Origin of the sequence: Porphyromonas sp. HMSC077F02 (assembly GCF_001815465.1) — a bacterium.
GTDB lineage: Bacteria > Bacteroidota > Bacteroidia > Bacteroidales > Porphyromonadaceae > Porphyromonas_A > Porphyromonas_A somerae.
Window position 1 is genome coordinate 51,767 of the sequence record NZ_KV820676.1, and the last position, 13,520, is coordinate 65,286.

11 protein-coding genes are annotated in these 13,520 nt (G+C 48.7%); 8 read left to right on the top strand and 3 right to left on the bottom strand.

Annotated elements, in window-relative coordinates; genetic code table 11:
- Nucleotides 1-441: 441 nt before the first annotated feature.
- Entirely contained in the window at nt 442-1,566 is a 1,125-nt protein-coding gene (locus HMPREF3027_RS06535) for a TlpA family protein disulfide reductase (RefSeq protein WP_070707716.1), read from the bottom strand.
- Between the two features lie 243 nt (nt 1,567-1,809).
- Here HMPREF3027_RS06535 and HMPREF3027_RS06540 point away from each other — a divergent pair, with 243 nt between their 5' ends.
- The 4 genes from HMPREF3027_RS06540 to HMPREF3027_RS06555 all read left to right on the top strand — a co-directional run bounded on the left by HMPREF3027_RS06540 (nt 1,810) and on the right by HMPREF3027_RS06555 (nt 6,803).
- Complete coding sequence (locus tag HMPREF3027_RS06540) at nt 1,810-3,804, top strand: DUF349 domain-containing protein (protein WP_070707717.1); 1,995 nt, start codon at nt 1,810-1,812, stop codon at nt 3,802-3,804.
- 271 nt (nt 3,805-4,075) lie between these two features.
- Nucleotides 4,076-5,143, top strand: coding sequence for a hypothetical protein (locus HMPREF3027_RS06545; protein ID WP_141756243.1), 1,068 nt, complete (start codon nt 4,076-4,078; stop codon nt 5,141-5,143).
- Nucleotides 5,144-5,271: 128 nt separating this feature from the next.
- Entirely contained in the window at nt 5,272-5,751 is a 480-nt protein-coding gene (locus tag HMPREF3027_RS06550) for a PadR family transcriptional regulator (RefSeq protein WP_070707719.1), read from the top strand.
- 23 nt (nt 5,752-5,774) lie between these two features.
- Entirely contained in the window at nt 5,775-6,803 is a 1,029-nt protein-coding gene (locus HMPREF3027_RS06555; RefSeq protein WP_070707720.1) for a PspC domain-containing protein, read from the top strand.
- 76 nt (nt 6,804-6,879) lie between these two features.
- Here the strand turns inward: HMPREF3027_RS06555 and HMPREF3027_RS06560 are convergent, their stop codons facing one another.
- Nucleotides 6,880-8,964 (bottom strand): dipeptidyl-peptidase Dpp5, encoded by a 2,085-nt coding sequence (locus HMPREF3027_RS06560; protein WP_070707721.1) that lies wholly within the window; start codon nt 8,962-8,964, stop codon nt 6,880-6,882.
- Nucleotides 8,965-9,107: 143 nt separating this feature from the next.
- On the opposite strand from HMPREF3027_RS06560, the gene HMPREF3027_RS06565 reads away from it, so the two are divergent.
- From HMPREF3027_RS06565 to HMPREF3027_RS06580, 4 genes are all read left to right on the top strand, one after another.
- Entirely contained in the window at nt 9,108-9,590 is a 483-nt protein-coding gene (locus HMPREF3027_RS06565) for an SPOR domain-containing protein (RefSeq protein WP_040575695.1), read from the top strand.
- Nucleotides 9,591-9,670: 80 nt separating this feature from the next.
- Nucleotides 9,671-10,078 (top strand): MerR family transcriptional regulator, encoded by a 408-nt coding sequence (locus HMPREF3027_RS06570; protein ID WP_018027614.1) that lies wholly within the window; start codon nt 9,671-9,673, stop codon nt 10,076-10,078.
- The gene (locus tag HMPREF3027_RS06575; protein WP_246830554.1) at nt 10,056-11,030 is read left to right on the top strand and encodes a ribonuclease Z; all 975 of its coding nucleotides are present in this window, start codon (nt 10,056-10,058) and stop codon (nt 11,028-11,030) included. Before HMPREF3027_RS06570 ends, HMPREF3027_RS06575 begins: the two co-directional genes overlap by 23 nt.
- A 23-nt stretch (nt 11,031-11,053) precedes the next feature.
- On the top strand, nt 11,054-11,938 hold the full coding sequence (locus HMPREF3027_RS06580; protein WP_070707723.1) for an NAD(+)/NADH kinase: 885 nt from the start codon (nt 11,054-11,056) through the stop codon (nt 11,936-11,938).
- A 172-nt stretch (nt 11,939-12,110) separates the two neighbouring features.
- Here the strand turns inward: HMPREF3027_RS06580 and HMPREF3027_RS06585 are convergent, their stop codons facing one another.
- Nucleotides 12,111-12,701: a hypothetical protein gene (locus HMPREF3027_RS06585; protein WP_070707724.1), complete on the bottom strand. Its 591-nt coding sequence runs from the start codon at nt 12,699-12,701 to the stop codon at nt 12,111-12,113.
- Nucleotides 12,702-13,520: the final 819 nt, after the last annotated feature.

Consider the following 13,520-nt stretch of genomic DNA (forward strand, 5'->3'; position numbering starts at 1 on the left):
GACCTCTGCCGAGGTCCTTTCTCGTAGACAACTCGCTAAAGATCATACGATAAGCCTTTCTAATGCGTAACCCCCTGGTTGAGTGATTGTTTTCATTATCTTTTTCAGTGCCTTTTCAGCTTTTTTTTGTGGCTTTTGGACTCCTCGGAAGAGGTCCTTGTTTATTAGCGTTTGCCGAGATGCAACTAAGCAATCGGTTAGTTGCAACTCGTCATTTGCTTAGTTGCAACTAACCGATTGCTTAGTTGCAACTAAACTTTTGCTTTTATAACGTGGTGATTTCCAGTAGAGTATAAAATGGCTTTATTCTACGTATTTCTACTCAGTTTTAAGAAGGAATTGAGACCTGTCGGGCTCATCCGCTGGGTCACCTTTCGGATATAAAAAAGGGTGCAGGCTACCTAGGTAGTCTGCACCCTTATATGATCGGTTGTTATCTGCTTACTTAGAAAGCTCTTCTAGCTTAGCCTTAACCTCGTCAATGTCGTGACCACGGAGGAGTACCTCGCCCTCTGGTGAGAAGAGGATAAAGGTAGGTACGCCACTTACACCATAGAGCTCTACGCCCTTGCTTTGAGCATCCTGCATAGTTGCCCAAGTGATCTTGTGGGTCTTTACCACCTCTGCGTAGGCAGCGCCATCATTATCTCTTTCCCATACAGCGATACTAACAGAAGAGAGGATCTTGCTGTACTGCTTCTCAACCTCTGCTAGAGTAGGCATTGACCTCTTGCATGGGCCACACCAAGAAGCAAAGAAGTCGAGAAGGAAGTACTTACCCTCCTCACGGAACTCGCTTAGCATCTTGCTTTCGCCAGCAGGGTTAACAATCTCGTAGTCTACAAACTGACCACCTACGCTAGTGCTAACGGCAGCCTTAGCCATGTTGTAGCGAGCTTGTAGGTCCTTGTCGTTTTTGATCATGCTTCCTGCAGCATCAAAGTGCTCAACATACTCAGCATCGTCGTACTGACCAGCAAGGTATGAGAATGCTGTATAGTCTAGAATGGTATTGCCACCATCGGTGTAGTACTTCTCGCTGATAGCTCTAAACTCCTTGAAGAAGTCTGATTGGAGCTGGTTGATCTCGTTGACGAGCTCCTCAGATGGCTCCTCGCCTTCTGGTACTGTAGCCATCTTGGCATTAATGAGGTCGGTGTACTTCTTATTGACTGCTGCCACTTCGTCATTGAGGGCCTGAACCTTTACGAAGCTACTGGTTTCTTTACCACCACGAACTAAATTCGTGTTGCCTGCCTCGTCGGTTTGCTGTGTCAGGGTATACTCACCCTCTTCGCATGAAAATGCGATTGGGGTCTCCCCTACCATTATAGTCCTTGCTACAGTGTCATCAGCTGGAGTGGTGTAGACAAAGCCACCATCTTGGATCAGTACAGAGTCTATCACCTCATTGTTGATATCATAGACCTTAGCATAAGTCCCATTGATTCCTTCAGGAAGTCCAGTAGCTGTTAGCTTAAACTCCTTTTGGTTGGGTTGGCATGCGATAGCAAGCAGTGCCATAGCACTTGCTAATACGCCTAGTTTTAGAGAAATTCTTTTCATGATAAATAATTCATTGTTTAATGACTATTACTTCTATCGCGCAAAGGTATATAAATAAACCAATATAGTGTACGTTTGTGGGTTTATTTTACACTTATCGGGGTGATAATCGGTCCAAAATTATGTAGGTGTCTGCTTTTTTGGTATCTTTAGCCACTTTTATAAGTGAGGGGAGGTGCAGTACATATTTGTATCTACTAGCGAGTAACTAGTGGTTGAACTTTTTTAGAAAGGATTAAGATTATGGAGCAAGAGAATACTCTTTTGACGCCTAGTGAGGAGAAGAATAATGTGACCCCAGCAGAGGTGACACAGACTGATGGTGCTGAAGCTACGAAGGAGCAGCCTACGGAGAGCGAAGAGCTTGAGAAGGTAGATACTTCGGCATTTTCGGTTACCGAATTATTGGATCATCTGTCTGAAATGATCAATAAGGAGCAGCTGCCAGAGCTCCAGGAGATGAAGCGTCTGAAGCGAATGATCAACCACCAAGAGCCTGTCGCCAATGATGAAGAGGAGCTTGATGAAAAGGAAGAGACTGGCGAAGAAACCCCTGAAGCATCGACCGACTCCAAGGATGAGTTATTGACAAGGTTCATCAATCTTAAGACCAGGTTCCACGAGCTACAAGCTAAAAAAGAGGAGGAGGAGAAGGCGGAAAGACGCCTTAATTATGAAAAGAAGCTAGAGCTGATCAAGCGTCTTGAGGCCAATCTTGAGTCTACTGACGACTTCTTTAAGGTGCGTAATGAATTTGAGAATATCCGTAATGAGTGGAAGAATATAGGTCATGTGCCTGATAATCTACGCTCTGATCTGCTCAATCAATACTCTACTCTGCTGGAGAAGCACTATGAGATTAATAAACTCAATAAGGAGGCGCAGGAGTACGACTTCAAGCACAATCGTGTGGAGAAGGAGGGCTTCATCGCTAAAGCACGTGCTCTCGCAGATGAGCCTGATATCGTGAAGGCCTTCAGAGAGCTCCAGACGCTCCACGATATGTGGAAGGAGACGGGGCCTGTGGCGCCAGAGTTTAGAGATATTATGTGGAAGGACTTTAAGGATGCCTCCACAGTGATCAATAAGCGTCATGATGATTACTTCAAAGAGCTCAGGGAGAAGGAGGAGCAGAACTGTGCTCACAAGATGGAGATTATCGAGAAGCTTGAGAATCTCTTAGTAACCCTTCCAACTACTCGTAGAGGATGGAGAGAGTATGAAGACCAAATGGAGGCGATCCGTAAGGAGTGGAAGTCGGCTGGTCGTGTACCACGGGCTAAGCTCAATGAGGTGAATATGCGCTTCCGTGTGGCGGTAGATGAGTTTTATCTACAGCGTAGGACGTTCCTCCGCGAACTGAGCGAGGAGATTACTCCTAAGCTGGAGCGTATGCGCGAGATCGTCGCTGAAGCCGATGCCCTTAAGGAGAGCACCGATTGGCAATCAACTGCCGATAAGCTGAAAGCTCTGCAAAAGGAGTGGACGGTGATCTCTAAGCTAGGTACCCGAGTAGGGGAGGCTCAGAAGCTTTGGAGGCAGTTCCGCAAGGCGTGTGATACTTTCTTTGAGGCAAAGAAGGTCAATCATAAGCACTTCTCTCGTGAAGAGAACCTGGAGAGGAAGCTGGAGATCGCTGATAAGATAGAGGCTCTGGAGGCTAAGAAGCTGGAGGATCCGACTGCCGAACTAGCTGAGATTGAGGCTGAGTGGGCTTCGGTAGGCCCTGTGCCTGATGATCAAAAGAGCGAGGTGCTCAATAGATATTATGGTGCTCTAAGACGTCTGAAGGGGATGGACGATAACCGTCGCGGTCCTCGTAGGAGAAACGATAACCAGCGTGACAACAATCGCCGTGATCGGAGACCACGCAAGGTGGATATGAAGAAGGATCTTACCGAGCTATCTAGCAATGAGCTAAAGGATGAGCGGAGTATGATCAATGGCAATATCTCTGCACTCGAGGAGGAGCTACGCCAGTATGAGAATAATATTGGTTTTTTCAATGCTTCGCCGGATAATCCTATGGTGATGCAGATACAGAAGAAGATTGATGCTCTTCGTGAGAAGATTGAGTCGCTGGAGGGGCGTAAGCGTGAGGTAGCTGAGGAGATCAAAAATCCTACCGCTAAGGAGGAGGAAACTCCAAAGACAGAAGAGCCAGCTGAGCCTACTGAAACAGCTGAGACAAAAGAGTCTGCTGAGACAACTGAATCTACTGAGACAACTGAGGCTTAAGCCTTATTATATGATGGAAGGAGCCATACTTTTAACGGTGTGGCTCCTTTTTAATGAGACTGTTGCACGAAGGCGATCTGCTGCGTTGCTTTCGGAATTCGGCCTCGGTCACGTACGTGAGTACGTTCCCTTCGGTCCGGATGGGCCTTGGTGCCCTACGTGCACCTTGCCCTCATCCTCAGGCCTTGCATCTCATCCTTCGTGCAAAGTCTCAGCACATTTGAAGCAAATGTGCGAGAATGGCACTTCGTGCAAACATTCTCTTAATGGTATGGTAGTACACTTCTTTAATCCTGGTTACGAAGCCTCTATTCTTAGAGGTGTAGAGCATTATACCCCGCCTAAAATGGTGCGTAGGCTGAGGGAGGACCTACAGACGCTTCCTATCTACTATGCAGGAGATGAAGATAAGGTCTTGGTCACAAGGAGGTTGCCAGAGGAGTTGCGGCACTCTCGGTTGACGGCACATTTGCCTGTGGGGGCGGAGTTGAAGCCGTGGGGGTGGGGACCTGAATTGCGTGGGCTTTTTCCATCTATTGAATTGCCGTATAGCTCTGCTGTTATGGCTTACTTTGCCAGTAGGGAAAGAGGGGTGGAGCTTTGGCATAAGGTTTACAAGGCGTCGCCAAAGAGTTTTCGAGATGCTCCCCCTCGTAAGGTGGTGCCACCACTAGCGTTATCACCAGGTCGGTGGGTGCTTAAGGAGGACTTTACCAGTTCGGGTCGTGGCATTGAGATGCTGGATAGTAGCAACGTGGATATCACTGAAGTGTTGCAGACAAAGTGGGTTCAGACCCCTCCGAGGTCACTATTTATTGAGCCCTATTATGAGATTGTCTATGAATTGGGCTTTGAATACCAGCGGAAGAATGGAGCGGTAGCATATTTAGGTTATCATCGAGCCATCACCCACAAAGCACAGTACATAGGGAGCTATCTAGGTGAAGCGTCATTGGGAGTAGATATTGATGCCTACGCAGAATGGGTACGCCAATCCTTGCAAGAAATGGAGCTCTACGATTATGAAGGAATTATCGGGGTGGATACTGCCCTTTATCATTGGGAGGATGGCTCACTGCATTTTGTTCCTTGTTTGGAGGTGAATATTCGCCCTACAATGGGCTTTGTAGCTCTATCTCTAGCCCAAAGGTATCTCGGTAATAGGGGTGGACGCTTTGTGATCGCGAGGCGTGATGATCCTATTATTCGGAGGTTGACTGATTCTAAACCGCTCTACCTCTATGACGATTCCACATTGGTAGAAGGTGTTTATTTGCTTACTCCTATCCTTGATAATACCTACTTTGTAGCTATCTTGGAGGTAGGACTGAAGCATTAAAAACTCCTTGCAACATTCTTTTTATAGGCATATTTATACCAAAGAAGAGTATATATTCGGTTGTTTGTTTTGCAAACTACCGAATTCTTTGTATCTTGCAAGCGAAAAGGAAATGTATTCACTATTAGATGAAGTATAAGATGCAAGAGTCGTTGGAAAAAACTAAGTCGCAGATGCGCAAGGGGGTAATGGAGTATGCCATTCTCTTGATATTACGTCATCGGGAGGCCTATAGCGTAGATCTCATCAATATCCTTAAGGAGAATGACCTGATCGTGGTGGAGGGCACTATCTACCCTCTACTCACTAGGCTCCGTAAGGAGGGACTGATCAAGTACACGTGGGTGGAAAGCTCGCAAGGGCCTCCTCGTAAGTATTACGTCATCACGGATGCCGGTAGGGCCTACCTAGATGAATTACGAAAGCTATGGGTATCAATGAGAGATTCTGTAGACCTACTAGATAGCGAGACACCCTCTTGGGGTACTGGCACCTCACGAACTGGTTTGGAGTTTGCCGAAGGGGAGTATGTTATCTCCACCCGTGATGATGACCGCTTTATCCAAAAAGAGGATGAAGAGGCTGTGAATGATCAAGAAGAGAAGTAATACACACCACACACATTACCAATATGAAAAAGACAATAAGCGTCAATCTAGCCAATCGCAATTTCTATGTAGAGGAGGATGCCTACTATGTGCTAGACCAGTACATCAAGGGGATCCGCGAATATTATCTTGCCGATGACCCAGAAGGGGAGATCGTTGGGGATTTTGAGATGAGGCTAGGGGAGTTATTTGCCGAAAAAATGAGACTGGGGCACGAAGTAGTGACCCTCGACCTAGCGAAAGAGGTGATTTCTCAGCTGGGGCGAATTGAGGATTTAGAGGCTCCGGAAGGAGGAGAAGAAGAGCCATCAGTGCAATCACCTTCGGGAGAGTCTTCACAGCCAGAGACTTCTGAAGCTTCGGCGAAAAAGGAGGAGACCTTTGCCGAGAAGCTCAATAAGAAGCTCTACCGCGACCCCAAGCATAAGTGGTTGGGCGGTATCATCGCAGGACTATCTGTGCACCTTGGGGTGGATGTGGCACTTCTCAGACTAGTGGCTGTTCTACTCCTCTTTACACCACTCAATTGGATCTTTGTGGTGCTCTATATTGTGGGGTGGATGGTGCTCCCTGAAGCCACTGAGGCAACCGACCGACTGCGTATGGAGGGTAAGCCACTCACTAGCCAAAACCTTTGGCAGACGATTTCAAGTGAAACACCAGGCGTCCAAACGGATGAAACTTCTGTGGAGCCAGAGACGGAAGTAAAAGAGAAGCGTCGGAATAATATCCTTTGGTGGATAGTGGCCTTCTTCCTAGTCCTATTTATTGTGGGAGCTTTGATTTGGGGGATTGTGGCTATAGGTGAGGGCACATTTTTCCCTGGTCTTCCCATTGGTGACAGTAGTTCCACCGTGTGGGTGGTAGGGCTGTCCATTTTACTTGCTATTTTTGGGTTGCTTTTAGCTTTGATGATACTAGCAGGGATTATTACGCTGGTTTATATCTGGCCGTTTAGCATCATCTTACGTTCCAAGTCGCTCAATACGGGCACCAAGATAGTGATTATAGCACTTTGGATTATCCTCACCACATTCTGGATTTGGTTATAGTTTTGTTAGTTCTCAATAAGAAAGGCGGGCTACATGAGTGATCATATAGCCCGCCTACATTATATATACGTTGCGATTACTTCTTCAAATAGCGATCCATCCAATCAAACCAAGTACGGTAGAATAGGATACCATTCTGTGGCTGAAGAATCCAGTGGCTCTCATCGGGGTAGTAAAGGATGCGAGCTGGGATGCCTCTCAGCTTAGCAGCATCAAACGCCATAAATCCTTGTGAAGAGAGGATGCGGTAGTCTCTATCACCGTGAGTAACGAGGATTGGGGTATCCCACTTATCCACAAAGCGGTGTGGAGAATTGGCGTAGGTGTGGCGAGTAGTGGCATTGTCTTCCCAGTAGGCACCACCCATATCCCAATCGGCAAAGAACTTCTCCTCCGTCTCAAGGTACTGAGCATCGAAGTTGAATATACCAGCGTGGGCAGCTAAAGCCTTGAAACGACCCTCGTGGTGGCCCGCCATCCAGTAAGTAGTGTAACCACCATAGCTAGCACCTGTACATCCTAAGCGGTCGGCATCTACATAAGGCTCCTTTGCCACCTCATCAATAGCAGCTAGTAGGTCCTTCATATTCTGTCCGCCCCAGTCGCCCGAGATCTGCTCATTCCACTCCTTGCCAAAGCCAGGCACACCACGGCGGTTAGGTGCCACCATAATATAGCCGTGAGAGGCAAAGGTGCGGAGATTCCAGCGATAGCTCCAGAATTGGCTCACCGTGCTCTGTGGTCCACCCTGACAATAAAGGATCGCAGGGTACTTCTTATTAGCATCAAAGTGAGGAGGAAGAACCACCCACGTGAGCATCTTCTTGCCATCGGTAGTGGTGATCCACCGCTTCTGAATCTCAATATTTGGGATCGTAGCAAGGAGAGCATCATTCTCAGTGCTCAGCTTCACCATCGTTGCCTTCGCCCTCCTACGCTTTGGTGCTTGGAAAGCGTAGATGTCGGTGGGGTGCTTCATCGATTGCAAGGTGTAGAGGAAGTCCTTCCCATTGCCTGCAAAACCCACTACATCGGCCATGTCGTAGTCAGTGATTTTGGTTGCCTTGAGACTCTTAATATCTATCTCAAATAGATTGCCTAGCCCTTGGTCATTGGAGAGGAAACGGAAGCCCTTATCCCCCTCTAGCCACTCAAACTGATCTACCCAAAGCTCATAATCACGGGTCACAAAGGTCTTCTCCTTAGTCTCAAGATTCATCATGAAAAGACGGTTGAGGTCTGCCTCATACCCATCCCGCTCCATGCTGGTCCAAGCAATATACTTACCGTCGGACGAGAACTTTGGTGTGTTATCGTAGCCCATCATTCCCTCAGTCAGGTTAGTGGTGGTGCCGGTCGTTAAGTCGAGCAGATAAATATCAGTATTGGTAGAGCGCGCATACGCCAACCCCTTCAGCTTCTTGCAGCTATAGGCAATCGCCTTCGAATTAGGGTGCCAAGCCAGCTGATCAATCCCACCAAAAGGCTCTATTGGTAGCTCGTAGCTCTCCTCCTCAGGAAGTACATTCGTGAGCTTTTGCGAGATCGCAAGCCCTTCACCCACCTCAGCGATGTACGATTGTGGGTACTCAAGGGTCCAGTGATCCCAATGCTTGTACATTAAGTCATCGTAGATCCGTCCCGTTGCCTTATCAAGGTCGGGATTCTCTTGCCGCATAATGCTAGGCGTTTCCACCATCCGGCTGATGATCACCTTAGAGCGGTCGGGTGCAAAAAGGAAACCTGTGACATCAAAGTCAAAGTCCGAAAGCTCCTTCTTCCCAGTGCCATCTATCTTGATGATACCCACCTGTGCGTGCGCCCCCTCCGTAGAGATATAGGCTAGGGTCTCATTATCCAAGAAAATAGGCGAGTGCCCCTTGAGCGGAAGCACCTTTTGCTCTCCCCCTTTGCCCAAAGTCGATAGCACCATCTCAGTGGTACTGCTATTCTCCTTTACATTTGGAAGGGTTCGTGTGTAGACATAGCACTTGCCATCGGGCGAAAGCACCGGCGTTGATAGTCGCCACATTTGCATCAGCACCTCGGGTGTAAATTCAGTAGGCTGTGTGTCGCCTACGGGTGCTGCTGTGGAGTGAAGTATTGGCATACTACTCATGAGTAAAGCTGTAGAAACAGCGGTTAAAATGTTCTTTCTCATCGTATAAAAAATGATAAAAATAGAAATATTCTCATTTGAATGGCTAAATTACAAAATAAAAGTCTAACTTTGTGGGAAATGAGGGAAAAACTCCTATATTTGATAGGAAAAGGAATCATTCAAACCGACTTATATAGAATATGATGAAGAAAGTACAGTATGTAGCAATCGTAGCAATCGCCCTGCTCACAGCAGGTGCCATGACCTCTTGTAAACCAAAGCAGAGTGCCTATAAGGCTGTAATGGAGCGTGCACAACAGAGAGAAATCGCTAAAGAGGCCGAGGAGACTCCAAAGGATGAGATCATCCCAGTGGTGACCGACAATGCCGATGTACGACCTGAAAAGGTGACCCCAGCAGTAGGAGAGGATGCCAGCGGACTTCGTAGGTACAGCGTGGTGATTGGTAGCTTCCTAAGCGTTACCAATGCCAATTCTCTTAAGGCTCGTATGGCTGATCAAGGGTACAACCCCATCCTAGCACAGAATGAGCAAGGGATGTATCGTGTGATCGTCACTAGCTTCGACGATAAGAGCGACGCTGTAAGAAGCCGTGAATCCATTAAGAGTATGTATGCCGATAAGGGACTCTTCCAAGATGCTTGGATTTTGGAGCGTACCTATTAATCTGTGACTAGCTTTTATTTTTGAGATGTAATAAGTAGAGACGTAATGGATATTGTTACGTCTCTACTTATTTTTTTTCTATGCCAAAGAAAAGGAAGAATAACACCCACTGGAGGTTTGAAAACCCTCAAGCCAGCCCTCAGGAGAAACCCTATTATACCATAGGCGAGGTGGCGAGGCTCTTTAAGGTAGATGAAACGCAGCTGAGGTATTGGGAGCGACACACTCCCTTGGCACCTAAGCGGGCGGCATCATCGGGCACCCGTCTCTATACTCAGGACGACCTGAAGCTAGTGGAGCGGATACGCTACCTATTGATTGATAAAGGGCTCTCACTGCAGGCAGTTGCGGAGCAGTTGCAGAGTGGAGGTGCGGTAGATACCGACCTTCAGATCCGTGAGAAGCTATGGGAGGTGAGAGCAAAAGTGCTAGAACTAAAGAGGGTGGTAGACCAACAATTGAATAATGCAAACAGCAGTAATGAATGATGCCAATTTTGGCGATGGAATGTACCTAAAGGTGCTGGGCTGTGGCTCGGCACTCCCCAAGCCTGGACAGCAACATAGCTCACAGCTATTGCGTCTGCGGGAAAAAGTCTATATGATTGATTGTGGTGAAGGCACTCAGATGCAGTTGCTCCGCTTCGGTGGCTCGTGGGCCAATCTTCACCGCATATTCATCACCCACCTACACGGCGATCACTGTCTAGGTTTGCCCGGATTGCTCAGCAGTATGTCTTTGAGTGGTCTCGACCACCCTGTGCATATCTATGGGCCCGAAGGGATTGAGGCTTATGTCCGCTTTATCGTGGAGACCTTTTGTCGCGACGATGCCGAGCGAATCATTCCTCACCAGATCGATCATCGGCAGGTGCAAACGGTCTATGAAGATCATTCGCTACTCGTCACCTCCTTTCCCCTCAAGCATCGGGTGCCCTGCATCGGCTACCGTTTTGATGAAAAACCAAAGTCCCGCCACATTGATAGGGAGATGTGCGACTTCTACCAAATACCCATCGCCTACTTCGGACTCCTCAAGCAGGGAGCCGACTTCCAGCGGGAAGATGGTACCGTGATACCCAATCACAAGGTGACCAAGGCGCCCCGAGCACCCTATAGCTTTGCCTACTGTAGCGATACCGCCTACTTCCCTCCCATTGTGGAGACGATCAAGGGGGTGGATCTGCTTTACCACGAAGCTACCTTAGGTGCCAAGATGACCGAGCGGGCAGCCGAAACCCTCCATAGTACCACCACCGATGCCGCTTCCATTGCCCAGCAGGCCGAGGTGGGGCACCTCCTCATTGGGCATTACAGTGCTCGGTATGCCTCCCCAGCTCTAGTACAAGAGTTGCTCAGGGAAACTCAAGCTATATTCCCATCTACTTTGGCAGCTGAGGAAGGGCTCACCATCGACTTTCAGAAATTACGAACCCTATAATCCATTGCCCCCCCTTCCTCAATATGAAAATCCTACTTTGTGGCTCTGTCCATCAAAAGAGCAATCCAGAGAGTTTCCGACAACTGATCAAGACGATCCTTGCGCTCCACCCTGAGCACTCCCTACAGATCGAGCAGCGCCTCTATACCTATCTCCTCTCCGAAGGATTTTCACTTGGGGGGATCTCTATCTGCACTCCTAGAGGAGTGGTGGATACCGACCTGCTGATCAGTGTGGGCGGTGATGGTACCTTCCTACGCACTGCCAAGTTGATCGCCGGCACCAAGGCAGGCATTATCGGCATCAATTCAGGTCATCTCGGCTTTCTAGCAAGTCTACAGCCAGAGGACTTTCCCCACTTCTGGAAGGAGCTAGAAGAGGGCACCGCCCTTGCGGAGGAGCGCGACCTGCTGGAGTGCTTCGTCACGGACCAAGAGGGAAGGGAGACCTTCCGTGCCCTCACACTTAATGAGGTGGCGGTGATGAAACGCGATACCGCCAGTATGATTTCAGTAGCCACCTATATCAATGGCGAATTGATTGCCAATACCGATGGCGACGGTCAACTTATCTCCACCCCCACCGGCTCCACCGCCTATGCCCTCAGTGTCAATGGACCCGTCGTCCACCCCCATAGCCCAGTGATGCAGATATGCTCCATCGCCCCTCATACCCTCAATATGCGACCCATCGTGCTCCCCAATAGCGTCGAGATAGAGCTCCATATAGAGAGCCGTAGCGGTGCCTTCCTCCTCGCCATTGATGGCAAAAGTCACCCCGAGACCATCGGAGCCACGGTGCATATCCGTCGGTCGGAAAAGCGACTCAAGGTGCTCCACTCACAGCACTACTCCTTCTACCAAACCTTACGCCAAAAGCTCATGTGGGGTCAAGACCCTCGCCTTTAATCCTCGCGTCCCCCGATTGAAGAGGTTCCATAAACGCACCCGACAGGGTGCCATTCAGATAGCCCCCGCGTCGGAGGGGGCAGAAGCCCCCGAACGACCGGCGGGTAAAATAGTGCGATAATATCAATCGACCCTTGTGGTCGCACAACCTATAGCGGGGACAACCACCCGATCAGAAAATAGCGTCATCGGCACGGAAATAATCAATCAGCATCCATGGTGATTGGCTATCCTTTCTGCCAAATAGATACTCCTCAATCATCTCCGACCCTAGATACCCTTTGCAAAAGGCAGCTTCATTTGGGGCTAATTCCCGCCAAGCAGCAAAGAAGTAAGTGCTATCGGGAGGGGCAATCGCAATCTGTAGCTTCCCAAAGTCTGGAGTACTTGACCCCTCGCCAAGGGAGGTCCTAGCACGCTGAAAAGTGGCATCCTCTCTAAATCGGTCTATAAATTGAGATAGCGGTTCACTGCCTTGATTAAAAGGTGCTTCGACATCTTCAAAAATCATATTATTGGTATAATAATCTTTGTAAAGATCGTAGACTGGCACCTCATTATTGGCTTCGGCGATCAGCTCCTCCGCTTCGTCTACAGAGAGACTGGAAGAAAGCGAATCCACTGGCCGTACTACCCGCTCCGTAGTAGTGGTAATCTCCTTGTCGCTGGCACCTCTATCTCCATACTTGGTATAGAGCCAAACCCCTCCCAAGGCAAGTAATGCCACACCCCCTGAAATCAAAAGTCCCTTATGCTTTGACATGGTATTAAAGTATTGAAAATCTGTAGCAAAGATACTGAAATTATCGTAATCTGTGAGTGTCATTCGCAATACCTACAGGGGATACGCATTAGAAAAGACTATTGTGCGAATGATGATATACAATCTGTTGAGGATAATGGCGTAAGAACCTCGGCAGAGGTCCCTCTTAAATAGGCACAGGTCGGAGGGGCGTTAGCCCCGAACGACCTGTGTGCAAGAGCATATTCACCACCCCCTTGACCCCGGCTGAGGGGTCCGACCCCTCGGCCGGGGTCGCAAGGGTATTTTTGCACCATCTATACACAGAGGAGGTTTCAAAAAAAGCACCCGTTAGGGTGCCATTCGGATAGCCCCCGGTCAAGGCTCGTAGAGCCGAAGACCGGCGGGGAAATAGTATGATAATATCAATCGACCCTTGTGGTCGCACAACTTATTGGGGGTGCGACCACAAGGGTCGTATGGTTGGTGTACACCTCTTCCCCGCCGGTCGTTCGGGGCTTTCGCCCCTCCGACACGGGGGCTATCTGAGTGGCACCCTGGCGGGTGCTCTTATGCCTTTATAGATCCTTTATAATGCATAACCCCTGCATCGCCCACGGGTGGCACGTGAGGTAGTCCTTAACGTTTGGTTTTCAGCTCCTCAAGCAGGAATAGCAGAAGCCCGAAGGGCTTCCATGGTCTATTAACCCAGCCTTCCCACTCCGTAGGTAGGCGAAGCGTACCTAGAGGAGGAGAAGATTGGGGAGAGGTGCAAGGCATCATCAACTACCCCGAAGGGGTTGCACTTTTACATCCATAAGCGATGGTGTATATGCAACC